Origin of the sequence: Nocardioides sp. NBC_00163 (assembly GCF_045206295.1) — a bacterium.
GTDB lineage: Bacteria > Actinomycetota > Actinomycetes > Propionibacteriales > Nocardioidaceae > Nocardioides.
Genome location: NZ_CP108155.1, coordinates 80,552 through 103,354, shown reverse-complemented (window position 1 = coordinate 103,354; position 22,803 = coordinate 80,552). Strand labels below are relative to the sequence as shown.

At 69.3% G+C, this 22,803-nt stretch carries 25 protein-coding genes; 16 read left to right on the top strand and 9 right to left on the bottom strand.

Annotated elements, in window-relative coordinates; all coding sequences use genetic code 11:
• Positions 1-17 precede the first annotated feature (17 nt).
• Positions 18-494: a hypothetical protein gene (locus tag OG801_RS00540; RefSeq protein ID WP_406032845.1), complete on the top strand. Its 477-nt coding sequence runs from the start codon at positions 18-20 to the stop codon at positions 492-494.
• Here OG801_RS00540 and OG801_RS00535 read toward each other — a convergent pair.
• Positions 472-984 carry a hypothetical protein gene (locus OG801_RS00535; RefSeq protein ID WP_406032844.1) on the bottom strand — a complete coding sequence of 171 codons (513 nt, stop codon included), beginning with the start codon at positions 982-984 and terminating at the stop codon, positions 472-474. The genes OG801_RS00540 and OG801_RS00535 overlap by 23 nt on opposite strands.
• 91 nt (positions 985-1,075) lie before the next feature.
• On the opposite strand from OG801_RS00535, the gene OG801_RS00530 reads away from it, so the two are divergent.
• The gene (locus tag OG801_RS00530) at positions 1,076-1,513 is read left to right on the top strand and encodes a hypothetical protein (protein WP_406032842.1); all 438 of its coding nucleotides are present in this window, start codon (positions 1,076-1,078) and stop codon (positions 1,511-1,513) included.
• A 5-nt stretch (positions 1,514-1,518) separates the two neighbouring features.
• On the opposite strand, the gene OG801_RS00525 is transcribed toward OG801_RS00530, so the two are convergent.
• Positions 1,519-1,887 (bottom strand): VOC family protein, encoded by a 369-nt coding sequence (locus OG801_RS00525; protein ID WP_406032841.1) that lies wholly within the window; start codon positions 1,885-1,887, stop codon positions 1,519-1,521.
• A gap of 61 nt (positions 1,888-1,948) precedes the next feature.
• Between OG801_RS00525 and OG801_RS00520 the strand changes: the two genes are divergently transcribed.
• A complete protein-coding gene (locus OG801_RS00520; protein ID WP_406032839.1) occupies positions 1,949-2,401 on the top strand; it encodes a MarR family winged helix-turn-helix transcriptional regulator in 453 nt (150 codons plus the stop codon).
• Between the two features lie 22 nt (positions 2,402-2,423).
• Here the strand turns inward: OG801_RS00520 and OG801_RS00515 are convergent, their stop codons facing one another.
• From OG801_RS00515 to OG801_RS00500, 4 genes are all read right to left on the bottom strand, one after another.
• Positions 2,424-3,083 carry a hypothetical protein gene (locus OG801_RS00515; RefSeq protein ID WP_406032838.1) on the bottom strand — a complete coding sequence of 220 codons (660 nt, stop codon included), beginning with the start codon at positions 3,081-3,083 and terminating at the stop codon, positions 2,424-2,426.
• 279 nt (positions 3,084-3,362) lie between these two features.
• Positions 3,363-4,604, bottom strand: coding sequence for a DUF222 domain-containing protein (locus OG801_RS00510; protein ID WP_406032837.1), 1,242 nt, complete (start codon positions 4,602-4,604; stop codon positions 3,363-3,365).
• 578 nt (positions 4,605-5,182) lie between these two features.
• Positions 5,183-6,259 (bottom strand): acyl-CoA dehydrogenase family protein, encoded by a 1,077-nt coding sequence (locus OG801_RS00505; protein WP_406032835.1) that lies wholly within the window; start codon positions 6,257-6,259, stop codon positions 5,183-5,185.
• 23 nt (positions 6,260-6,282) lie between these two features.
• Positions 6,283-7,485 carry an acyl-CoA dehydrogenase family protein gene (locus tag OG801_RS00500; protein ID WP_355021272.1) on the bottom strand — a complete coding sequence of 401 codons (1,203 nt, stop codon included), beginning with the start codon at positions 7,483-7,485 and terminating at the stop codon, positions 6,283-6,285.
• A gap of 57 nt (positions 7,486-7,542) precedes the next feature.
• Here OG801_RS00500 and OG801_RS00495 point away from each other — a divergent pair, with 57 nt between their 5' ends.
• From OG801_RS00495 to OG801_RS00470, 6 genes are all read left to right on the top strand, one after another.
• Positions 7,543-8,712: a Rieske 2Fe-2S domain-containing protein gene (locus tag OG801_RS00495; RefSeq protein WP_406032832.1), complete on the top strand. Its 1,170-nt coding sequence runs from the start codon at positions 7,543-7,545 to the stop codon at positions 8,710-8,712.
• On the top strand, positions 8,712-9,017 hold the full coding sequence (locus OG801_RS00490; RefSeq protein ID WP_406032831.1) for a hypothetical protein: 306 nt from the start codon (positions 8,712-8,714) through the stop codon (positions 9,015-9,017). The genes OG801_RS00495 and OG801_RS00490 overlap by 1 nt, the downstream gene beginning before the upstream one ends.
• Complete coding sequence (locus OG801_RS00485) at positions 9,007-10,056, top strand: 2Fe-2S iron-sulfur cluster-binding protein (protein ID WP_406032829.1); 1,050 nt, start codon at positions 9,007-9,009, stop codon at positions 10,054-10,056. Before OG801_RS00490 ends, OG801_RS00485 begins: the two co-directional genes overlap by 11 nt.
• 149 nt (positions 10,057-10,205) lie before the next feature.
• Complete coding sequence (locus OG801_RS00480; RefSeq protein ID WP_160023363.1) at positions 10,206-10,787, top strand: hypothetical protein; 582 nt, start codon at positions 10,206-10,208, stop codon at positions 10,785-10,787.
• Positions 10,788-10,879: 92 nt separating this feature from the next.
• Complete coding sequence (pcaD, locus tag OG801_RS00475; protein ID WP_406032827.1) at positions 10,880-11,662, top strand: 3-oxoadipate enol-lactonase; 783 nt, start codon at positions 10,880-10,882, stop codon at positions 11,660-11,662.
• 73 nt (positions 11,663-11,735) lie between these two features.
• Complete coding sequence (locus OG801_RS00470) at positions 11,736-12,461, top strand: class I SAM-dependent DNA methyltransferase (RefSeq protein WP_406032825.1); 726 nt, start codon at positions 11,736-11,738, stop codon at positions 12,459-12,461.
• Here the strand turns inward: OG801_RS00470 and OG801_RS00465 are convergent.
• Positions 12,442-13,161 (bottom strand): SDR family NAD(P)-dependent oxidoreductase, encoded by a 720-nt coding sequence (locus OG801_RS00465; protein ID WP_406032824.1) that lies wholly within the window; start codon positions 13,159-13,161, stop codon positions 12,442-12,444. The genes OG801_RS00470 and OG801_RS00465 overlap by 20 nt on opposite strands.
• Positions 13,162-13,239: 78 nt before the next feature.
• On the opposite strand from OG801_RS00465, the gene OG801_RS00460 reads away from it, so the two are divergent.
• On the top strand, positions 13,240-13,629 hold the full coding sequence (locus OG801_RS00460; RefSeq protein WP_355021261.1) for a helix-turn-helix domain-containing protein: 390 nt from the start codon (positions 13,240-13,242) through the stop codon (positions 13,627-13,629).
• A 4-nt stretch (positions 13,630-13,633) separates the two neighbouring features.
• On the opposite strand, the gene OG801_RS00455 is transcribed toward OG801_RS00460, so the two are convergent.
• On the bottom strand, positions 13,634-14,074 hold the full coding sequence (locus tag OG801_RS00455; protein WP_406032821.1) for a nuclear transport factor 2 family protein: 441 nt from the start codon (positions 14,072-14,074) through the stop codon (positions 13,634-13,636).
• A gap of 13 nt (positions 14,075-14,087) precedes the next feature.
• Positions 14,088-14,573 (bottom strand): nitroreductase/quinone reductase family protein, encoded by a 486-nt coding sequence (locus OG801_RS00450; protein ID WP_406032819.1) that lies wholly within the window; start codon positions 14,571-14,573, stop codon positions 14,088-14,090.
• 46 nt (positions 14,574-14,619) lie between these two features.
• Between OG801_RS00450 and OG801_RS00445 the strand changes: the two genes are divergently transcribed.
• The 6 genes from OG801_RS00445 to OG801_RS00420 all read left to right on the top strand — a co-directional run bounded on the left by OG801_RS00445 (position 14,620) and on the right by OG801_RS00420 (position 22,801).
• The gene (locus OG801_RS00445; RefSeq protein WP_406032817.1) at positions 14,620-15,504 is read left to right on the top strand and encodes a TIGR03619 family F420-dependent LLM class oxidoreductase; all 885 of its coding nucleotides are present in this window, start codon (positions 14,620-14,622) and stop codon (positions 15,502-15,504) included.
• Positions 15,501-16,667 (top strand): hypothetical protein, encoded by a 1,167-nt coding sequence (locus OG801_RS00440; RefSeq protein WP_406032815.1) that lies wholly within the window; start codon positions 15,501-15,503, stop codon positions 16,665-16,667. Before OG801_RS00445 ends, OG801_RS00440 begins: the two co-directional genes overlap by 4 nt.
• Positions 16,668-16,712: 45 nt before the next feature.
• On the top strand, positions 16,713-19,100 hold the full coding sequence (locus tag OG801_RS00435) for a protein kinase domain-containing protein (RefSeq protein WP_406032813.1): 2,388 nt from the start codon (positions 16,713-16,715) through the stop codon (positions 19,098-19,100).
• 49 nt (positions 19,101-19,149) lie between these two features.
• Positions 19,150-19,944: an SDR family oxidoreductase gene (locus OG801_RS00430; protein ID WP_008360049.1), complete on the top strand. Its 795-nt coding sequence runs from the start codon at positions 19,150-19,152 to the stop codon at positions 19,942-19,944.
• Entirely contained in the window at positions 19,937-21,091 is a 1,155-nt protein-coding gene (locus OG801_RS00425) for a sulfotransferase family protein (protein WP_406032811.1), read from the top strand. Before OG801_RS00430 ends, OG801_RS00425 begins: the two co-directional genes overlap by 8 nt.
• A 72-nt stretch (positions 21,092-21,163) precedes the next feature.
• Positions 21,164-22,801 carry a hypothetical protein gene (locus OG801_RS00420; protein ID WP_406032809.1) on the top strand — a complete coding sequence of 546 codons (1,638 nt, stop codon included), beginning with the start codon at positions 21,164-21,166 and terminating at the stop codon, positions 22,799-22,801.
• Positions 22,802-22,803 lie beyond the last annotated feature (2 nt).

The window sequence follows — 22,803 nt, the reverse complement described above, 5'->3', positions numbered from 1 at the left end:
TCGATGGCCGAGGCGGAGTGGCGCGCCATTCCGTGATCGGTGGTGCCGCCGCGGCTGCTGGTGCGTTGGCGGGCATCGGGCTGATGCGGCTGCTGTTCGCGCCGGCTGTGGCCTTCTTCGGTGGCTTCATCGAGGTGGAGGGGGCCGAGACCGGATCGGCGCTGGGCGACGCGCTCGCCACCGGGCTCGGCGCGGTGGGGGCGGTGCTGGCCGCGTTCTTCTTCGCGGCCGTCGCGCTGCTCACTGTCGTGGCGGTGATGCCGTTGGTGGCGATGGGTCTTACGCTCGGAGGCTCCGGGTTCGAGCGCGCTTGGCTGGCAGTGCTGATCACGCTTCCGCTCGCCCTGGTCTGGTTCTTCGGGATCGGACAGCTGTTGCCCGGTTCGGTCCCGTGGTGGTTCTGGCCGGTGACCGTGGCAGCCGCGGCGGCGGGATCGGTCTGGCTCGCAGCGGCCCTCCCTGCACCGGTGCTCAGTCGGTCGCGGCCACGGTAGGAGAGCTCGACCGGGGCGTGGTGTCGCGAGCTGTGATCGCGTCCCGGACACCGCGGATCGCTGTGCGGATCATGTCGCCGTACGGCCCTTGCGGCAGGGTAGCGACACGTTCCTCGGCCTCGCTGATCTGGCCGGCGGCTGCCTCGAAGGAGCCCAGGCGGCGCAGGTTGTCGGCGATGTTGAGGTGCAGGCTCGGATAGAAGCCGGCAACCTCGAGGCCCGCGTGGTGCTCGCCGGCCCGACGGTCGGTGAGGGCGCCTGCGGCGTCGAGGGCGCGTACGTCCCACATCAGTGCCTCGGCCGGGTCGGGATGCAGGTCGGCGAGGTAGTGGGCGAGGGTGCACCGGTGAAGCGGATCGCCCAGCACTCCGAGGTCTTCCCAGATGACGAGCAGCTCCTGCCGTGCTCTGGCGGTCTCGCCTTGGTGGCCAAGGGTCACGGCGGTGGTGATGGCGTCCATCGTCGGATCGGCTGCAGGGGTCGCGGTCATGCGCCGATGCTGGGGCTTCGACCGACCTGAAGGTCAAGAGTTGAGTACGCGGGCTCATCACGCCGCGCCGCGGCGCCGCGAGACTCGTCGCATGCTCGCTTTCGACCGCCCGGCCAGTGTCCGCTGGCGCATCACGCGCGTGCCCTGGTTTCCCGTCACCACGGCTCTCGCGTCCGTCGTGGCTCTTCTCGCCATCGGGAAGCTGGCCATGAACTGGCTGGACGTCTATCTCGTCTTCTTCGGCGAGCAGCCGGAGATCGACCCGGCGAACATCGCGGCGTACCGCGTCTGGGGTGCGATCGCGCTCGCCGCGCTCCTGTGCGGCGCGGTCGCCCACATGCTCAACCCCGACCGCCGAATGCTCGGAACCTTCTGGCAGGGCCTGTTGGTCCTCGTCGGCACGGCGATGGTCCTGCTCTGCTACATCCCCGGCTCGGTGGATCTACCGGCGCCGGAGCGGGAGGACGACGGGTATCGCGCCCCGCCCTGCTACTCCGGCGGCGACAACGACGAGTGTGTCGGTGGCTGACGCTGTCAGCCGCGGTCGTGGAGCGTGATCTGGTAGCCGTCGGGGTCGGCGAAGGTGAACGTACGCCCGAAGGGACCGTCGATCGCGGGGGAGACGATGGTGTGTCCGTCGGCGACGAGAGCGTCGTGGATGGCCTGGACGTCGGTGGCATGGAGCCAGATCGCGGCACCGATGCCAGGTTGGGCGACCGAGGCGAGATCGGTGCCCGGGACGACCTCGCGAAGCGCGAACGCGATCGGCTTGGTCTCGAAGACGACGGCATGCGGTGGCCCGGCCGGCGAGCGGACGAGGCCGAGGTAGAGCTCGTAGAACGCCTGCGACGCGTCGAGGTCGCGCGCCTGCAGGGAGATGAAGTCGGGGCCGGTGACGGGCATGGGATGCTCCTTCGATGTGTGTCAGGTAACTGACACGGCAAACGTATGTCAGAATACTGACATGAGTCAAGACGGCGTCGACCTGGACAAGTCGCTGGGCTACCTGCTGAAGGAGGCGTCGAGCGCCCTGCGCGCCGCGATGGAGGAGGTGCTTCGCCCGCTCGGGATGAGCATCACCCACTACGCATGCCTGGAACTACTGGCGCAGCGGCCCGGTCTGTCGAACTCCGAGCTCGCCCGAGGCGCGTTCGTGACGCGCCAGACGATGAACGTGCTGCTCCGTTCCTTGGAGCGAGACGGTGACGTGACCAGGCCGGCGGCGGCCCCCGTCGGAAAAGTCCTCCCCACGCAGCTCACGCCTCGTGGCAGGCAGAAGCTCGAGGAGGCGACCGTGGCGGTCCGCTCTGTGGAGGTCAGGATGCTGGCCGGCATGACTCCGACCGATCAGTCCGAGGCCTTCCGGCTCCTGCAGGGCATGGTCCACTCTCTACGCGATGGGGGCGACGGCGCCTGATCGGCCCGCAGTTGCGAGGAGGCTACGAGCGGACCCTCGAAGCACGCCAGAGCGCAGCGGCAAGCCATAGCGCCGCGACGGCGACGAGTACGCCCCAGACGATCCGCCCCGCGTGCGGGAGGAAGTACTGGGGGAGCATCGTGACCAGGAGAGCTGCCAGCGGGACGGCGCTCCAGCGGGGCAGGGACCCCGAGCGCCAGACCGCGATCGCGACGAGCACGGCGGCGACGGCGATGAGCAGCAGTCCGATCACGAAGACGGTCATCGCGGTCGGGTCGAGGCGGAAGTCGTTGCCCACGTCGGTCAGGCTGGGGTCGCCGTCGGCCACGGCGCGCTCGCCGATGGCCTTGAGACCGTAGACCTCGGCGCCGTAGTAGGAGATGGTCAGACCGGAGCCGATGTAGCCGATGACGGCGGCAAGATATGCGGTCCTCTCCTGTGGTGTGCCGTCGAGGAAGTGGCGGATCGCGCCATAGCCGAGCGGGATGAGAATGAGGCCGACGATGGCACTGATGTGCGCGATGCTCCAGCCGGCGGAGGCCCACGCCGCTGCTCCGTCAAGCGTGGTCTCGTCGGCGCGTGGGGCAACGACCTCGTAGACGGCAAAGAGGATGCCACTGATCGCAAACGCGACGGCGCCCATCTGGGTGCGGCGGTCGGGGGAGGCGTGGGGGACGGTCACTGCGGAGCTCCTAGGTGGATGCAGTGAGAGCAGTGCTCTCAATTGCGAGCGATGATGACATGCATCCGCCTGCGCCGCACGCGATTTGCCCGGCCTTCGTCCAAGACCGATCCGGGCGGCCCTCCCGTGAGTGACTCATAGGTCGAAGCGCTATCGCACACCGTGGTCATTTGGCGCGATACAGCACAGACAGCCGCGACGAAGATGTGGAATCGCGTCCGTGCCGCAGGCGAGATGGAGAACCCGGCCCGGTGCCGATCTTCGCGATCCTGGCACTTTCTAAGTGCGTCGGGTGAAGCGGATGTCGCCGCTGGGTAGGCGTTCGTGGAGGTACGCGGTGTCGTGGGCGCGGTGGTGGTGATGACTGCAGAGCAGGGCGGCGTTTTCGAGGTCGGTGGCGCCGCCTTGGGCCCATTCGATCCAGTGGTGGGCCTCGGCCCAGGTGCCGGGGATGTCGCATCCCTCGGCCTCACAGGTCGCCGACCTCAGCAGGAGGGCTCGGCGTTGGGCGGCGGTGAAGAAGCGTTCCTTGCGCCCGAGATCGAGAACCTCGGATGCACCGCCGAGGACGGCGGGGAGGATGCCTGCGGTGCAGGCCAGCCGCCGGGCCTCGGCCGCGGTGATCGGGCTGCCGCCGACGATGCTGGCGATGCCGGCTTCCTTGCGGAGCTGGTCGATGTCGATAGTGACGATCACCGTGGTGGCGTCCCCGCCATGGACGGGAAGCCGGGTCGGGTCGAGGGTCTCCAGCATCTGGCACAACGCCCGACCCAGCCTGCGGTCGTAGGGCAGGTACTCGCCGGTCTCGGTGCGGGTGCCGTCGTCGCGCCGGGGCGAGGCGAACGCTTCCAGGTTGGTCGCGAGCCGATCCGCGGCCCCGTTTGGGACCACCGCAGTGATCCGGGTGGTGCCGTCCCCGACACGGCGCATGGTCAGCCGGGTCTTCTTCCGAGCGTGGGCCTCCTCCGCGGCGAGCCGTCGGGCTTCCTCGGCCTCGGCGATCTCAGGCGCGATCACGTCCAGGATCCGACGCCCGAGGCGGCGCAGTTGGGTGGGGTCGAACTGGGTCGCGTAGCCGACCAGCGTCTCCTCGGCCTTCATCTTGATCTCCGGGTCGAGGTCGGCGGGCAGATCGTCGAGGGCATTCACGATCACCTGGGCCTGCGCCGGGTTGCACGCACCGGCGCGCATCGCCGCCGCGACCAGCCCATAGGAACGATCCAGGGCCTCAGCCAGCCGCAGGTCAGCACGCAAAGTCTCGGGGCGCTGGTGGGTGTGGTGATGCAACCACACCGCCACATCCCGCGCGGCGGACTCGGCCGCGACGTCATCAGCGGCAGCGAGCACCCGCAGCTCGAGCTCAGCCAACTGGGCCTTGGCCCGGGCGATCTCGATCAGGGTGGTGGCCTTCTGGTCGGTGGCCATGAACGAGGGGTTCGCCTCAGCAACCTGCTCGAGGGAGGCGGTGATCGCGACCACCGCCCCCAGCACAGGGTGTTGTGGCTGCTGCAGCGTGGTCATCACGGTCACCTCCCGACGCACGAACTCTCCACACCCGCTGATGCGGATGTGTTCTGGTTCGCTGGTCTCGGAGGCCCGGCAGTACGGGCTATTACTTACCCTCGCAGCTCAGCGTTCACGCCCCTGGTTCCCCTGGATTACCCCACACCCGTTGTCTCCCGAGCGACAGAGCACGCCTCATTCTGAGGTGGTCGGCCTTCACGTTCACGCCTGCGCCGAGCCTACCACACAAAGCAAAACCAATGAACCCAGTCAGGGACAGGTATCCCCAACAAAACCCGGACCGCTGCTGGAAGCCCGCAAGACAGGTAAATGGCACCCCACCCAGGCACCCTGGCTCTAAATCTCCCAACCCAGACAACGTATTGGCCCCACCCGCGCTGGAACGCCGCACGAGACCAACGGACACACATCCAGATCCCCACTCGAAGGCGGCCAGCCCTGGACGAGGGATTGACTGAGGTCAATGAGACAAAGCGCTATCGCACACAATGGGTACTTTCCGCGATACAGCACAAAACCAGCCACAAATGAGAGGCCCCGGCAGCCGCCGGGGCCTCTCATGACGTCGGTACGAATCAGGACGCAGCGAGAGATCGTCCGATCCGCAAAGCCTGCTCGGTAGCCCCGCCAAAGACGAACTCGAAGCGCTTGGCGGTCGTGAAGTAGCGATGGGCCTCGCCGTCGAGGTCGATGCCGACACCGCCGTGGACGTGGACGGTGGTGTGGGCGAGCCGGTGGGCGGCGTCGGCGGCCCAGAGCTTGGCGACGGCGACCTGGTCGGCGGCGGGGAGGCCGGAGGAGACCCGCCAGACGGCCTGCCAGAGGGTGAGCCGCTGGGCGAGTACGTCGATGAACCCGTCGGCCAGCCGCTGGGAGACGGCCTGGAAGGTGCCGATGGCGCGGCCGAACTGCTCCCGGGTCTTGGCGTACGACGACGTGAGCGAGAGGGCTCCTTCGGTGACTCCCAACAGCTCGGCGGCCGCCGCCACGGTCAACATCGAGCCGAGCCGGGAAGCGGCCGGGGAGTCCCCGACACGACGAGCGGGGGCCGAGGCGAACGAGACCAGCGCGGTGACGTCGCCGTCGCTGGTGTGCTGCGCGCGGCGGTCGACGCCTTCGGCGGATGCTTCGACCAGGAAGACCCCGACGGTGCCGTCCGGGGATGCCGCGGTCACCAGGAACGCATCGGCGATCATCCCTGCCCTGACCAGCGTCTTCACGCCGGTGACAGTGTCCCCGGTGGCGACGACCATAGGGATGTCGGGCAGGTGGGAGTGCTCCTCGGCGACCGCGGCCGTCAGGATCCGGGAGCCGTCGGCGACGCCGGTCAGCGTGTCCGCGGCGGTCTCGGCGAGGAACAGGCCGCACGGCCCGTGCACGGCGAGCGGTACCGGCGCGACCTGCCGCCCGGCCTCGACCAGCACCCGGCACAGCTCGACGAGCCCGAGCCCGGCACCGTCGTACGTCTCGGGCAGATGCAGCCCGAGCAGCCCGGCCTCGCCGAGGGCGGACCAGAGGGAGGCGTCGAAGCGGCCGCGGTCGCCGGCAGCCGCCTCGACCGTACGCAGCCGCTCGACCGAGGTCGCATCGCCGATGATCTTGGCCGCGAGCTCGGCGGCGTCGTCGGATTCGGTGGTGAAGGAGAAGTCCATGAGGTGTCCTCGGGTCGGGGTGGTCAACGCTTGGCGGCGGGGAGGCCGAGGCCCACGTAGCCGATGATGTCTCGCTGGATCTCGTTGGTGCCGCCGCCGAAGGTCATGACCAGCGAGGACCGGTGGAACCGCTCGAGGCGGCCGGCGAGCACGGCGCCGGGGGAGTCGGCCGTCAGGCCGGCCTGCGGTCCGACGATCTCCATCAGCGTGCGGTAGACCTCGGTCGCGAGCTCGGAGCCGTAGACCTTGGTCGCCGACGCCTCGGCCGGCGAGAGCGCGACCCCGTGGTCGGCGTCCGAGGCGAGCTTCCAGTTGATCAGCGAGAGCGCCTCGATGCGTGCGTGCGCTCGTCCGAGGGCCAGCTGGACCCACTCGGCGTCGATCACTCGGCTGCCATCAGGGAGCACCGTGGTCAGCGCCCACTCCTTCACCAGTCCGAGCGAGTGGACCAGCGGTGCCGCCGAGGTCAGCGCAACTCGCTCGTGGTTGAGCTGGTTGGTCATCAGCGCCCAGCCCCCGCCGCGCGAGGAGACGAGGTTCGACGCCGGCACGCGCACGTCGGAGTAGTAGGTGGCCGAGGTGCCCACTCCGGCCACGGTCTGCACCGGCGTGTAGGAGAACCCCTCGGACGATGTTGGCACCAGGATCATCGACAGCCCCTTGTGCCGCGATGCCTCCGGCTCTGTCCGGCAGGCGAGCCAGATCCAGTCCGCATACTGGATCAGCGAGGTCCACATCTTCTGGCCGTTGATGACCCACTCACCAGAGCCCTCGTCGAGCACCGCGCGAGTCTGCAGCGAGGCGAGGTCCGTCCCGGAGCCCGGCTCTGAGTAGCCGATCGAGAAGTGCAGCTCGCCGGCGAGGATCTTCGGCAGGAAGTACGCCTTCTGCTCGTCGGTCCCGAACCGCATGATCGTCGGTCCGACCGTGTTGAGCGTGAGATAGGGGATCGGCACCCCGGCCACGGCGGCGGCGTCGGTGAAGATCAGCTGCTCCACCATGGAGCGGTCCTGGCCGCCGTACTCCTTCGGCCAGCCGATCCCGAGCCAGCCGTCCGCGCCGATCTGCCGGATGGTCGAGAGGTAGACCTCCTTGTCCGCTTCATCCCCGAACTCGCCCGAGGCTCGCGCGAGAGCAGCCCGGCGCTCCGGCGTGACCAACTGGGCGAAATAGGAGTTGAGCTCTGAGCGAAGTTGCTCCTGGGCGGGTGTCAAGGCCACATGCATGTGATAAAACTAGAACAGGTTCCACTTCTTGGATAGACCCCAGCGGAAGGTACGACGATGGCCGACCCCACCACCCAGACCCGCACGCTCGACCACGGCACCCAGCCGGAGCGCTTCGCGCGCGGCTGGCACTGCCTGGGTCTGGCCAGCGAGTTCAAGGACGGCAAGCCCCACGCCGTCGAGGCGTTCGGCGGCAAGCTGGTCGTCTGGGAGAACACCAAGGGCGAGCTGGGCGTGCTCGACGGCTACTGCCGGCACATGGGCGGCGACCTCACCCAGGGCACGGTGAAGGGCGACGAGGTCGGCTGTCCGTTCCACGACTGGCGCTGGGGCGCCGACGGCCGCTGCAAGCAGATCCCGTACGCCCGCCGTGTCCCGCTGCGCGCCCGCACGAAGGCGTACGAGACCGTGATCCGCAACGACTCGCTGCTGATCTGGCACGACCCCGAGGGGTCGAAGCCCGACTACGACATCCTGCCGCCGGAGTTGCCCGACGTCAGCGACCGCGAGATCTACACCGACTGGATCTGGAACACCGTCCCGATCAAGGGCAGCCACTGCCGCGAGCTGATCGACAACGTGGTCGACATGGCGCACTTCTACTACGTGCACTTCGCCTTCCCGACCGACTTCCGCAACGTCTTCGAGGACCACACGGCCACGCAGTACATGGCCTCCCGAGGGCGTCCGGACGTGTCCGGCGGCTACGGTGACGCCGAGATGTTCCTCAAGTCCGAGGCGACCTACTACGGCCCGGCGTACATGATCAACTGGCTCGAGGTCGACTACAAGGGCTTCGTGACCGAGGTGATCCTGATCAACTGCCACATCCCGACCGGCCCCGACTCGTTCCTCCTGCAGTACGGCATCACCGTCAAGAAGCCCGAGGGTCTCGACGACAAGACCGCCAACTTCATCGGCAGGAAGTACGCCGACATGTTCGGTGACGGGTTCCTGCAGGACGTAGCGATCTGGGAGAACAAGGCGCCGGTGCAGAACCCGCTGCTGTGCGAGGAGGACGGCCCGGTCTACCAGCTGCGCCGCTGGTACGAGCAGTTCTACGTCGACGTCGCCGACATCGAGCCCGAGATGCGTGCCCGCTTCGAGTTCGAGGTAGACACCACCAAGGCCAACGAGTTCTGGCACGAGGAGGTCGCCGAGAACCTGCGCCGGATCGAGGCCGAGAAGGCGGAGAACCCTGAGTCGAGCGACGCAGGGGTCAGTTGATGGCCTCGTTCGTCCCGACGTCCGAGGACACCGTCGAGGATCAGCGGCTCTATACCCAGGCCCGCTTGGTCGAGGTGGAGTGCCTCGACTGCCTCGCCCTCGTCGGGGTGAAGAAGAACAGCGAGCACCAGACTTCCGTCCAGTGGACGGCCGAGGCGCAGGCCCAGTGTCCGGATCTCGTACGCCGCAAGGCCGCCGCCAATGGCGAGCGGCTCGTCCATGCCCGCTGCCCTCGTCTGGCCGCGTCCATCGAAGCAGCCGTCGCCGACGGCCGGATCCAGATCGGAGCCGAGGATGGCTACTGACTCTTTCCTGCTGCCTGTCAGCGACGTGGTCAAGGAGACCGCCGACGCCCACTCGATCGTCTTCGAGGTCCCCGAGGACGTGAGGCACGCGTTCCAGCCGAAGCCGGGGCAGTTCCTCACCGTCGCCGTGCCGAGCGACCGGGACGGCCTGGCGGCGCGCTGCTACTCGCTCTCCAGCGCCCCGGGCGACCCGCTCACGGTCACCGTCAAGCGCACCGTGGACGGCTACGCGTCCAACTGGATCTGCGACAATCTCCGGCCCGGCGACACGCTTCGCGTGCTGCCGCCGAGCGGGATCTTCACCCCTGCCGACATCGACGCCGACTTCCTGCTCTTCGCCGGCGGTTCGGGCGTCACCCCGATCATCTCGATCGCCCGCACGGCCCTGCGCGAGGGCACGGGAAGGATCGTGGTCTTCTACGCCAATCGCGACGAGCGCTCGGTGATCTTCGCCGAGGAGTGGGCGCGGCTCTCCGCCGAGCACCCGGACCGGCTCCAGGTGGTCCACTGGCTCGAGTCGGTCCAGGGGCTGCCCACCGGTGAGCAGCTCAAGGCGTTCGCGGCCGAGCATCTGACGTACGACGCCTTCGTCTGTGGGCCGGCGCCGTTCATGAAGGCGACGGTCGCGGCGCTCAAGGAGCTCGAGTTCCCGCGGGCGCGGCGACACCAGGAGAAGTTCGCCTCCCTGGGCGGCAACCCGTTCGGCGAGGTCGCCCCGGTCGAGGAGGCGGAGACGGAGGTCGTCGACGACGGCCCCAAGCAGCCCGCCACGCTCGAGATCGAGCTCGACGGCACCACCACGACGTACGACGACTGGGACCCGGGCACCCCGATGCTCGAGTTCCTCGAGGCGAAGGGTGTCAAGGCGCCCTACTCCTGTCGCGAGGGCGAGTGCTCGGCGTGCGCGTTCCGGCTGCTCGAGGGTGAGGTGAAGATGGTGCGCAACGACGTGCTCGAGCAGGAGGACCTCGACGACGGGATCCGGCTCGGCTGCCAGTCGTTGCCGACCACCGACACCGTCCGCGGCACCTACTCCTGAGGGACTCGCGAGAGACACAGATCACCAACCGGTTGCCAGGTCGAGGCGCGCGGCGCGATAGTGTCGCGCTGCCCGAACCACATCCCACCGTGTCACCCCGAGGAACGTCGTCGGCTGACCGGTAGGGCTCAAGCGAGGTATCCCCCAACGTGTTCAATCGCAACTTCTACGCCGCCCAGGACGATCGGCGCTTCGTCGTCGGCTATGCCCTCGATCTCGGCTTCAGAGTTTTCGATGCCTACTCGGCACCTGGCCAGCCGTTGACCGAGATCACCACGACGGCATCGGCCTCGCTGCTCGCCGCGAGGCCCGCGTTCAAGCTGTACGCCCCCAACACCGGCCCCGAGCCGGTGATCACCCGGGTCGAGCTGGAGGAGTCGGAGTTCGGTCCCTCAGCCTTCGAGTACCGGTGCAACGGCTGGGGTCTGATCGGGCTCAACTTCGGTGGCGTCGTGGGTCTCGGCGGCCTTGGCTGGAGCACGCTCAACACGATGGCCGAGGCCCGTGCGGCTCGCTGGCACGCGGTGGAGCCGATCGGTGCCGCTCCCTCGGAGTGGAACTGGCCGGCTGTCGACGACGCCGCGATCAAGATGTTCGAGGCGATCGCCTCGATGGCGGGATCCGCCGTGGGCGACAGCCCGATCCTGGCCGCCGCGGGCCAGCTCATCAAGGACAAGGGTCTGCTCTACGAGTCCGGTGGCGGGCTGCACGCGCGTCCGGGTCTCGGCTGAGCGCGCCGCGCGGAGGTTGATACGCCGGGCGTATCAATCGTCCGCGAATCGATACTTCCCAACAACAGGTCAGCGATCCTAGATTCTCGGGCATGGACGCCACCTACGAACCCATCCGAGTGCACCACGTCGTCTCGGGCCAGCCGGACGGCCCGGTGGTGGTGCTGTCCAACTCTTTGGGGGCGACCCACGCGATGTGGGACGAGAACCTGCCCGGCCTCGAGCGGCACTTCCGCGTGGTGCGCTACGACACCCGCGGACACGGGTCCTCGCCCGTGCCCGCTGGCCCGTACTCGATCGACGACCTGGTCGACGACGTCGTCGCCCTCCTGGATCGCCTCGGTGTCGAGCGGGCCCACTTCGTGGGCCTCTCGCTCGGCGGCATGACTGGGATGCGGCTCGCCGCGCGCAACCCCGAGCGCGTCAACCGCCTCGTCCTCCTGTGCACCGGAGCACATCTGGCCCCTTCCTCCGCCTGGCATGACCGTGCAGCCACGGTGCGAGCCGACGGCACTCAGGCCGTCGCCGAGGCGGTCGTAACCCGCTGGTTCACGCCGGGATTCCTCGAGGCGAACCCCGAGGTGAAGGCGACCTGCGAGGCCACGGTCGCTGCCACCCCGGACGAGGGCTACGCCGGCTGCTGTGAGGTCATCGCCGCCATGGACCTCCGCCCCGATCTCCCGACGATCACCGCCCCGACCCTGGCCATCGCCGGTGCCGACGACGCCGCCACGCCGCCCCCGCACCTGGAGGCCATCGCCGATGCTGTCCAGCACGGCCGGCTCCTGGTGGTCCCCGACTCGGCGCACCTGGCCAACGCTGAGCAACCCGAGATCATCACCCGCGCCATCATCGACCACCTCGAAGCGCGTTGACGGGCACCGCCGAATGGTCTCGGGTGGATAACCAGGTGCGTCCAGGTGCGCGACCTGGCTAGGTTCGGAGCCGATGCGAGAACCCGATGCCGCGTTCGCGGACCCACGTCAAGCAGTCCTCTACGACGTCCTTGACGACGACCGTTCCGACCTGGATGCCTATGTCGCGATCGCCGATGAGCTCGGTGCCCGTCACGTCATCGACATCGGGTGCGGGACGGGCTCACTCGCCGTTCGGCTGGTAGGTGAAGGGATCACTGTCGTCGGCCTCGACCCAGCCGCGGCATCTCTCGACGTCGCCCGCACCAAGCCATACGCCGACCGGGTCACCTGGATCAACGGCGACGCAACCGCTCTCGCCGGCCTCTCCGGCACTGCCGACATGGCGGTCATGACCGGCAACGTCGCCCAGGTCTTCGTCTCCGACGCGGACTGGTCCGAGACCCTGACCGCGGTCCACGCGGCGCTCCGTCCTGGCGGCTGGTTCGTCTTCGAGACCCGTCGACCCGAGGTCCGGGCCTGGGAGGACTGGGACATCGCGCCGACAACCGTCGACCTCCCGGATGGCCGAACCGCGGTCGTCACTCGCACAGTCACCGTCGTCGACCTCCCGCTGGTCACCTTCGAGGGGTCGACCACCATCGGCGACGAGATCCTGACCTCGTTCTCCACTCTCCGCTTCCGCGACCGCCCGGAGATCGAGCGCGACCTCCTCGCCCACGGCTTTGCCGTGAGTGACGTACGCGACGCCCCGGACCGGCCGGGCAAGGAGCATGTCTTCATCGCCCGGGCTGGGTGAGCACGTCGAAGACCAGCTCTTGCTCCTCGCCGGAGGCCAGGCGCCAGACGGCGTCGGCGAGCTCGTCGGGGTCGAGGGTGGCGTACGCGGTGGGAGTGGTGAGGTCGGTGAGCATCCGGTGGATGTCGCCGCGCTCGATCAGGCCGCCGACGACGAGGGAGCCGACGTGCACTCCGTCCTCGGCTGCCGCGGCGGCCAGGGTGCGGGCGTAGGTGCGCAGGGCGCCCGAGGCCGGGGCGTAGGGGCCGAGGAACGGTAGCGGGACGAGTGCGCTGAGGCCCGAGACGTAAACCACGGCACCGCTGCGGCGCGAGCGCATCGCGGGCAGGACCAGGCCGGCGACCTCGGCGGCCGGCTCGACGGTCTCGGCCACCGCCCGCCTGATGTCGTCGGAGCCGGTCTCGAGAATCCCGACGGAAGCTGCGCTCAGGTCGTGGGCGCCGGGGCCGTGGTAGACGACGTCGATCGGGCCCAGCTTCGAGGTGATCTCGGCGAGAGCCCGGGCGGCACCGCCCGCGGACCGCAGGTCAGCGGCGACCGCGACGGCGCGTACGCCGCTCGGCGACAGCTCCTCCAGATAGCCCGGGTGCCGGTCAGCGCTGCGGGAGACCAGCCCGACGGCGTACCCCTCCTTGGCGAACCTCCTCGCCACTGACATGCCGAGGCCGGGGCCGGCGCCGAGGACCGCGATCGTGCTCATCTTCTTCTCCCTCATGGATAGGTTGCTGATGTCAGCAACCCTCGCCGCCCGGCGGCGTTCGCGGAAGAAGGCACTTCAATGTCAGATGGGAACACCGATGTGCCCCGACACATCGTGAGCGCGGCGCTCGGGCCCGGCCTGCCGCAGAAGGTCCCGGCGGGGGAGTACGAGACCTGTCCGGTGACACAGGCCGTGCAGATGCTCGGGGACAAGTGGACGCTGCTGATCGTGATGATGCTGGCCGAGCGGCCGCATCGCTACAACGAGCTGCGGCGCCGCGTCGAGGGGATCAGCCAGCGCATGCTCACCCGGACGCTGCGCGTCCTGGAGGAGGAAGGGATCGTGACGCGTACGGTCTTCCCGACGGTGCCGCCGGGTGTGGAGTACGGACTCAGCGACCGGGGCCGGGAGCTGTTGGTTCCGCTCGCCGGGCTAGCGGACTGGGTGATCCGGGGCCGCGCGGCCTGAGGGCTCAGAAGCCGCGGGTCCAGAAGACCTCCTCGTGAAGGTGGCGCGAGCGCCAACCCTCCGGCGTACGCACGAAGGCGTGGCGGTATCGACCGCCCACCTCGACGACGCGCTCGCCCCCGGACCCGTCGGAGATGACCATCGGGTTGTCGAAGTATGCGATGACTTCCGCGCCCTCGTCGGTGAACGTGATGCCGACCTGGCCGATCGTGTGTAGGCGCTTCTGGGAGAACGCGGGCAGCATCTCGGCAAGCCACTTCTTGACCTCGGCGAGCTCGCCGACCGTACCGCCGGACTCGGAGTAGTCGATCGTCGCGTCGGCGGCGAAGACCGTGTCGAGCGCGTCCCAGTCGCCGTCGTCGACAGCCAGGGTGTAGCGGGTCAACGCGTCGGTGATCTCGGCGCGGTCGATCAGCTCTTGAACGCCTTTGATGTGCCCAGTCATGAACGTCTCTCCTTCAGCGGGGTGATAGGACGATGACCGGGATCTCCCGGTCGGTCCAGGTCTGGTAGGTCTCGAAGTCGGCGTACGTCTCCAGCAGCCGTGGCCACAGCTCAGCCCGCTCGGAGGGGTCGGCGACGCGTGCCCGGGCGAGCCGGCGCCCCTGACGAGGGACGCGGACCGCGACGTCGGGCTGGGCGCGCAGGTTGGCGACCCACTGCGGGTCCTTCGGAAGCCCGCCCTGGGAGCCGACGACCACGAGATCCGCTCCCGAGCGCATGAACAGCAGGGGAGTGGTGAAGGTGCGGCCCGACTTGCGGCCGATGTGCTCGAGCAGCAGGACCGGGGCGGGTTTGCGCCAGCCGGCCATCACCCGCCAGGTGCCGCCGATCCGGCCGTTGGTCAGCTTGAACAGCGCGGTGTTGGCGCGGGCGCCGTACTTGATGATTCTCGCCGTCAGCGGCGAGTCGAGGCCTGCGGGACGTTCGAGAGAAGGCGACATGACGAACACTCTGGCAGAAACTTAGAACACGTTCTAGTGTTGGCACATGCGCTTCACCTATGCCGAGGCAATGACGCAGGCCGACTACTACGCACCGCTGGCCCAAGCGGCGGAGGCCGCCGGCTACACCAGCATGACGGTGGCCGACAGCCTGATCTATCCCGAGGAGTCCGACTCCACCTATCCCTACACCGACACCGGCGACCGTGAGTTCCTGCAGGGCAAGGAGTTCATCGAGGCGTTCATCCTGTGCGCCCATCTCTTCGCGGTGACCGAGACGCTGAGACTGACTCCGTTCGTGGTGAAGCTGCCAGTGCGTCCCCCGGTGCTGGCCGCCAAGCAGGCCTCGAGCCTCGCCTTCCTCTCCGGCAACCGGCTCGGACTCGGCGTCGGGCTGTCCCCGTGGCCGGAGGACTTCGCCGCCCTCGGCGTCGACTGGAAACGCCGCGGCAAGCGGATGGACGAGTGCATGGACATCCTGCGCGGCCTCACCGACCCGAGTGGCGACTTCTTCGGCTATGCGGGCGAGTTCTACGAGTTCGCGCCGCTCCAGCAGCGCCCCGCGCCGACCGAGAAGATCCCGCTCCTCGTCGGCGGCCACGCCGACGCCGCCCTGCGCCGCGCGGTGCTCAAGGGCGACGGCTGGATGCACGCCGGCGGCGACGGTGAGGAGCTCGACCGCCTCCTCGTCCGCCTCGCCGAGATCCGGCGCGAGGAGGGTGACACCCGGGACGACTTCGAGGTCCACGTGATCAGCTACGACGCGTACGACCTGGACGGGATCAAGCGGCTCGAGGACAAGGGCGTCACCGACTGCATCGTCGGCTTCCGCGACCCCTACGTGAAGGGCGCCGACCCCGAGCCGCTGGAGAAGAAGATCAAGCACCTGGAGTGGTACGGGGAGAACATCATCGCGAAGGCTGCGCAGTGACCGAGCAGAGCGCGGCGTACGGCCTGACCGAGCCGCTGCAGCGGGCGATCGCTGAGGCGGAGGAGCTGATCGCGAACGCGCCGTTCATCCGGACCGAGGCCGACCGGCTCGAGGGCTATGAGTATCTCTCCGGCCGGATCCGGATGGCGATGCAGACGGCGTTCGACTACGACCTCGAGCAGCCGCTCTTCGTGAACCCGACCCACCAGTTCTCCAAGCAGGGCCTGGACAACCCCGACGCGATCTACTTCAACGCCTACCTGCGAGAGGGCGTCGAGTACGTCGTCCGCGGCCGCCGCGGGACCAGCGCCGACCTCTCCTTCCAGGTGATGGGCGGTGCCTATACCGCGGACTCCGCCGCGACCAGCCTGATGGCCTTCGACGACCGCAAGCTCCAGCTCGACTACGACGGGTCTTTCGAGTTCACCTATGTGGCCGAGCCGGGCGCGAAGACCCTGATCGTGCGCGAGGTCTTCAACGACTGGGACACCGAGACCCGCGGCACGATCACCATCGAGCGCCCCGACACCCTCGGCCGGCCGCGCCGCCCGCTCACCCAGGAGTTGCTCCGCAAGAAGTACGAGGTCGCCGCCCGGTCGCTGACCGGCTCGATCCAGACCTGGTTCGCCTTCCCTCAGTTCTTCCAGTACAAGGAGCCGGTCAACACGCTCACGGTCCCGGCCCGGACCCCGGGCGGGCTGGAGTCGCAGTTCTCCTCGATCGGTCACTACGAGCTGGCCGAGGACGAGGCGCTCGTGGTGGAGGTGCCGCGCTGTGACGACTGCAGCTATCAGGCCATCCAGGTCGGCTCGGACTGGTACGCCTCGACGGACTACGAGACCCACCAGACCAGCCTCACCAAGGCCCAGGCCGTCACCGACCCCGACGGCGTGATGCGCTTCGTGATCTCCGAGCACCCGCCCCTGGACGGCAGGCCGATCGCGAACTGGCTCGAGACCACCGGCCACCGCACCGGCTCGCTGATGCTGCGCTGGCAGAGGCTTGAACGCGACCTCACTGCCGCCGACGGGCCCGTGGTCCACAAGGTGAGCATGGATGACGTACGCGACCTGCTGCCGCACACCGAGGCGTTGAGCCCCGGGGGGTATGCCGAGCGGATCACCGCACGTCAGCGGGCCGTTGCACGCAGGATGCTGAGCTGAGAGCGGACGCGACGCGAAGGCGTAGGACGCCTATGCTTGCCGCCCATGGCCAGTCCCCACCACGAGCCACCGACGATCCCGGGCTTCCGGCATCGTCGACTGATCGGCGCAGGCGGCTCCTCCGAGGTCTTCCTCTACGAGTGGCCCCAGGAGAAGGTCGACGTCGTCGTCAAGGTCTGGAATGACCGGCTCAGCGGCGAGACCCAGGACGCGCTCGCCAAGGAGACCAAGGAGGTCGCCGAGCTCGCCGCCCATCCCCATGTGCTGCCGCTGCACGCCGTCGGCGTCAGTGACGACGACCGCTGCTTCGTGGTGATGGACCACCGCACCGGCGGCGATCTGCAGGCCCGCTGGCGGCGCGAGCGGCTCTCGGTCGCCGAGGCCCTGAGCATCACGATCAAGGTCGCGGGCGCGCTCGACGTCGCCGCCCGGCACGGGATCCTGCACGGTGACGTCAAGCCCGCCAACATCCTGCTGACCAGCGGCGGTGAGCCGCAGCTGGTCGGCTTCGGAGGCCTCTCCTCGGCCGGGCGCCCCGGCGGCGCCGATTCGACCTCGCTGCCGTGGATGGCTCCGGAGATGCTCTCCGATCCGCCCGAGCCGAGCGGCTGGGCGGACATCTGGAGTCTGGCCGCGACCTGCTACACGCTGCTGGCGGGACGTACGCCGTTCGAGGGGCCGGGCCGTGGCGATGCCCCCGCGGCGCTGTCGGAGCGGATCCGGGAGTACGACCCGCTGCCCATCGAACGCGACGACATCCCGGCGTCGTTCGACGAGGCGCTGCGCAAGGCGATGTTCAAGCGCCGGGCCGGACGGCACTGGAGCGCCGCCGACTTCGCCAAGGCGCTCCAGGCGGTCGAGGCGGAGCTCGGGCTGTCGGTCACGCCGCTCGCGGAGATGCGCGAGCCCCGGGACGAGATCGCCGAGGCCGCGGAGGTGGTTGAGATAGCCGAGCCGGCCCCGGTCGAGGTCGCTCCGGATCCGGTTCCGTCGCAGGTCGAGTCGCCGGGGATGGGGGATACGGCCGAGGTGCCGATCGTCACCGGCCCCGTGATCGGCCCCGTGATCGACCCTGTGGTCGAACCCGTGATCGCCCCCGCGCCGGTGCTCGACCAGACCGACGACGACGTCCTCGGCCACCGGGTCGACGTCGACCGGCTGGCCCGCCTGCTCGCCTCCGCGCGCACCCAGCTCCCGATCTCGGTCGCCGTCCAGGGGCTGCCCGGCAGTGGCCGGTCGACCTTCCTGCGGAAGGTCCAGGAGCGCATCGAGTGGCTCACCGAGAACGACGAGACCTACCCCGCCCGCACCACCCACGTACGTATAGACGCCCGCCAGTACGCCGATGGAGACGTGGCGGGCGCGGTGCTCGAGAGCGTGCGGAGCGCCGGGAAGAGCGAGCCGCCGCCGCTGGTGGCGAAGCACCAGGCCGCGCAGCGGCGGACCGCCGAGCTGCGGGCGGCGCTCGCGGGTGTGCCCGAGGATGACGGCACCCGCGGCAAGCGCCGCGCACAGCCGATGAGCACCACGATGGCCCTGGCGGCCATGGACCGCGAGGTCGCGGCCTACGAGGCGGCGCTGCGGGCAGCCCCGCCCGGACCTCCGCCGCGCCCGTCGGCCGGCTCGCTGAGAGGGCCGCTGGCGAGCCGCACCATCGTCTACGTCGACGACCTCGACAGGTGCGACCCGGCGACCGCGGCCGGGGTGCTGCAGGCGATCGACGAGCTGAGCAGCCAAGAGGGTGTCGCGGTCGTGGCGGCCGTGGACGCCCAGACGCTGCGGCGGGCGATCGGGGGCCGAGTGGCGGAGCCAGCGGCGTACCTCTCCCGGGTCTTCGACGTGCCGTTCGGGCTGCGGGCGTTCGCGGGCGACCCCGCGGTGCGGTTCATGCGGTCGCTGATGCGTCAGGCGGTGCCGTCTTGGCCGGCCGCGCTGGCCACCGGCACGGGCGATCGGGCCGGGCGTACGAGCCCGGTCGAGAGCTTCGAGATGACCCCGGGCGAGGCGCTGTTCGCGAGCGAGCTGGCCAGGTTCTGCCCGACGCCCGGAGCGGCCCGGAAGCTGCTCGCGGTCTATCGGCTGGCGCGCACGGCCCCGGTGGCGAGCGTGGGCACCGAGCCGGCCGGCCACCATGCCCTCGGGATCCTGATGGCGATCCTGGTCGGGGCGCCGGCGCAGGCCGTCCAGGTGCTCGGGGCCGTGGTCGAGTCGCTGGCCGCGGGCGAGGACGGGACGACGTTCCGGAAGCTGATCGAGCAGGTCGCGCGCGAGCACACCGCGGGCTGCGGTCGGGCCACCTGCGGCTCGTGCGCCGACTGGTCCCGGGTGCTCCGTGCCCACGCCGACCTCGTCCGGACTCAGCAGGTGCCGCATGAGGTCGGGGCGTACGCCGCCTGGGTCGACGAGGTCGCCAGGTTCAGCTTCCCGACCTGACCCAGCACACCCCTTCCGCAAAAGTGAAACACGTTCTAGTCTAGGCGCCATGACTGGACTCCTGGATGGCAAGGTCGTCGTGCTCTCGGGGGTCGGCCCCGGCCTCGGCCGCTCGCTGGGCGAGCAGGCGGCGCTGATGGGCGCCGACCTGGTGCTCGCCAGCCGCACCGAGAAGCGGCTGCAGAAGATGGCCGGCGTCATCGAGGAGCACGGACGACGTGCGCTGGTGGTGCCGACCGACATCACCGACGAGGACGCGCGCCGGCACCTGGTCGACGCCGCGCTGGAGGAGTTCGGGCGCGTCGACGTACTCCTCAACAACGCCTTCGGCATCCCGCCGATGGATCCGCTCACCCAGATCCCGCTCGACGCGCTCCGGCTGGCCCAGGAGTCCAACGTGTACGCCCCGCTGCGGCTCTCCGCGCTCTTCGCCGACGCGCTCGCGGCCACCCCGGACAAGCCCGGAGGCGCGATCGTGATGATCAACTCCGCGGTGCTCTACCAGAGCCAGCCGGAGTTCGCGGGCTACAAGCTCTCCAAGGGCGCTCTCGCCCATCTGGCCTCCTCGCTGGCCACCGAGCTCGGCCCGCGCGGCATCCGGGTCAACTCGGTCGCGCCGTCCTACATCTACGAGGACGTCAACAAGGCCTACTTCGACTGGATGGCGTCGGAGTCGGGGCGCACCCACGAGGAGGTGTACGCCGAGAAGGCCGCACCCACCGACCTGAAGCGCCTCGCCACGCCTGAGGAGGTAGCCCGGGCGGCGCTGTTCCTGGGCAGCGACCTGGCCTCAGCGGTCACCGGGACCGTGCTCAACGTGGACTGCGGGGAGTTCCATGACTGAGACGGCGCCCCGCGAACGGGCGGATGTCGGGACGTACGAGGACATCTGCGCCGCCGCTGTCCGCACGACCGGGCTGAACGACTTCGGTGGGACAGACCACGAGGAGGGGCTGCGGCTCCTGGTCGAGGATCTGGCCTCGCCCGAGGCCGGGCTGACTCCGGTCGGCAACTACTTCCATCGGTCCCAGGTGAAGTCGGCACTTGTCGGCCGGCTGATGACGCAGGCCCGGCTCGCGGAGTTCCCCCAGCACCAGGACGTACGCATCGAGCGCCCGATCTTCGTCACCGGCCTCGTCCGCACCGGCACCACGGCCCTGCACCGGCTGCTGGCCGCCGACCCGGCGCACCAGGGTCTGGAGACCTGGCTGACCGAGTTCCCCCAGCCGCGCCCTCCGCGCGAGACCTGGGAGCAGGACCCGGTCTTCAACGCCCTGCAGGGCGCCTACCGGCAGCACCATGTCTCCAACCCCGAGTTCATGGGGATCCACTACATGGACGCCACCAGCGTCGAGGAGTGCTGGCGGGTGCTGCGGCAGAGCGGCAAGTCGATCTCGTTCGAGTCGCTGGCCCACGTCCCGCGCTACTCGGCCTGGCTGGCGAAGCAGGACTGGCGCGATGCGTACGAGGTCCATCGCCGTTCCCTCCAGCTCATCGGGCTCAACGACACCGACAAGCGCTGGGTGCTCAAGAACCCCTCGCACCTGGTCGCGCTAGACGCGCTGATGGAGGTCTACCCGGACGCACTCGTGGTGGTTACCCATCGCGACCCGGTCGTCTCGGTCGCCTCCGGCTGCTCGCTCTCCGCCGAGGCGACCGCCGGGATGTCGACCACGTTCGTCGGGGAGATCATCGGCAAGACCCAGCTCGAGATGCTCTCCCGCTCGTGGCGCTCCTTCGGTGAGACCCGGAAGAGGTATGACCCGGCGCAGTTCCTCGACGTCGACTACCGCGGGTTCGTCAAGGACCCGGTCGGCACCGTCGAGAACATCTACGCCCACTTCGACATCCCCTGGAGCGACGCCGCCCGAGCCGAGGTCTCCCGCATCGACGCCGAGTCCCGATCGGGGAGCGCCCGGCCCAAGCACGACTACAGCCTGGCCGACTACGGGCTGACGGAGGACGAGGTTCGCCAGGCGTTCACCCTCTGATTCCGCACGGCGGCCACCACTGCTCCATCGAGGTGTTCTACGGTTCGACGCGAGCTCACGGGGGTGCGGCTCATGACGCCGTCCGACCACGGGAGCCATGTGATGAGCCATGCCGCTGCGGTGCTGAGCACCGAGCCGACGGACGCGCCCGCCAGGCCGACGGCCAGGCTGGTCACGGTTCTCGCCCTGCTGGCCGCGTTCGCGGCCTCGATGAGCCTCTACGTCGCCACCACGCAGGCGTTGTCGTACCACGCGCGTGACGAGGGCCCGAACGCCTCGTACGCCATCACGCTCCACGAGGGCGAGCTGCCCACGATCGACACACCGGTGGCGCAGGACAAGGAGCACTTCCCACAGATCACCCGTGGCGCGAACCGCGAGGAGTTCGATCGCCACCGGATGATCTGGACCGCCAACCATCCGCCGCTCTACTACCTCCTCGGCGTGCCGTGGGTCGCCCTGGCCGACGCGCTCGACAACCCGCAGGTGCTGATCGCCGGGATGCGGGCGGTGAGCGCTCTGGCGTACGGGGCCCTGGTGTTCCTGGTCGGCCTGATCGCCTTCGAGGTCACCCCGCGGCGTCCGGCCGCGGCGATGCTCGCCACCGCGATCACGGCCTCGCCGGCGGTGCTGGCGATCGCGGCGGGGTTCATCATGAACGACAGTCTGTCGGTGGCGGCGTCGTCGCTGACCGTGCTCGCGACCCTGCGCATCCTCCGCCTCGGGGTGACCCGGAACCGGATGATCGTCATGGCTGTCGCCGGCACCCTGGCCGCCGCGACGAAGGCGCCCGGCGTGATCGCGGTGATCATGTGCGGTGCCGCGCTCGGGGTGACGCTGCTGCTCCGCGACCGCACCCGGCAGGGCTTCCTCCGGGCGACCTGGCTGACCGCGATCGCCACCGGGGTGCCCGGCCTGGCGATCGGCTGGTTCTACGTACGCAACATCGTGCTCTACGGTGACGCGACCGCGAGCTCGGCGCTCCTGGAGCGCTACCAGCGGGTGCAGGTCGACACCTGGTTCGAGGTGATGACCGCGCCGCGCTTCTGGCACGGCTGGTACGACCACCTGTGGGTGCCGCTCCAACTGCGCGGCACGGCGCTGCACTGGGTGATCGACGCCATCACCTTCATCGCTCTGCTCGGACTGGCCCTGGGGGTCGTCGCGCGTCTGCGGGATCACGGTCGCGAGCGCGGTCTCGTGGTCAGCGCTCCCCGGGTCCCCTCGGTGGCGACCGTCGGGCTGCTCGTGCTGATCGCGCACGCGTTCGTGATCATCGTCAACCTCGCCCAGTTCCGCTCCGGCGGCGGCAACCCGCACGAGCGCTACCTGATGACGATCATGCCGCTGGTCGCGATCATGCTGTCCGTCGGCCTCCTCGCCATCGTCGATGCGCTGCCGTGGGGTGAGATCCGCCGGCGTGAGGAGATCGCGGCAGCGCTGATCTCGGCGTTCCTGGTGGGGATGGCGACCGCCACCTTCGCCGTCTGGGTGCGCACCCAGATCCGTCTGGGGGTCGATCTCATGCTTCCCGAGATGCGGCCGGTGCCATATCTGGTGCTGGGCGTCGGGGCGATCTGTGCGGTCGCTGCGGTGGTGCTGCCATTGCTCTGGCGGCCACGCGCCGAGTCGGCGGAACCCCTTGACGTACGCATCGTGGAGCCGCGGCGAAGCGGAAGCACACGCGAAACTGTCGGTGGTCCCGCGTAGCC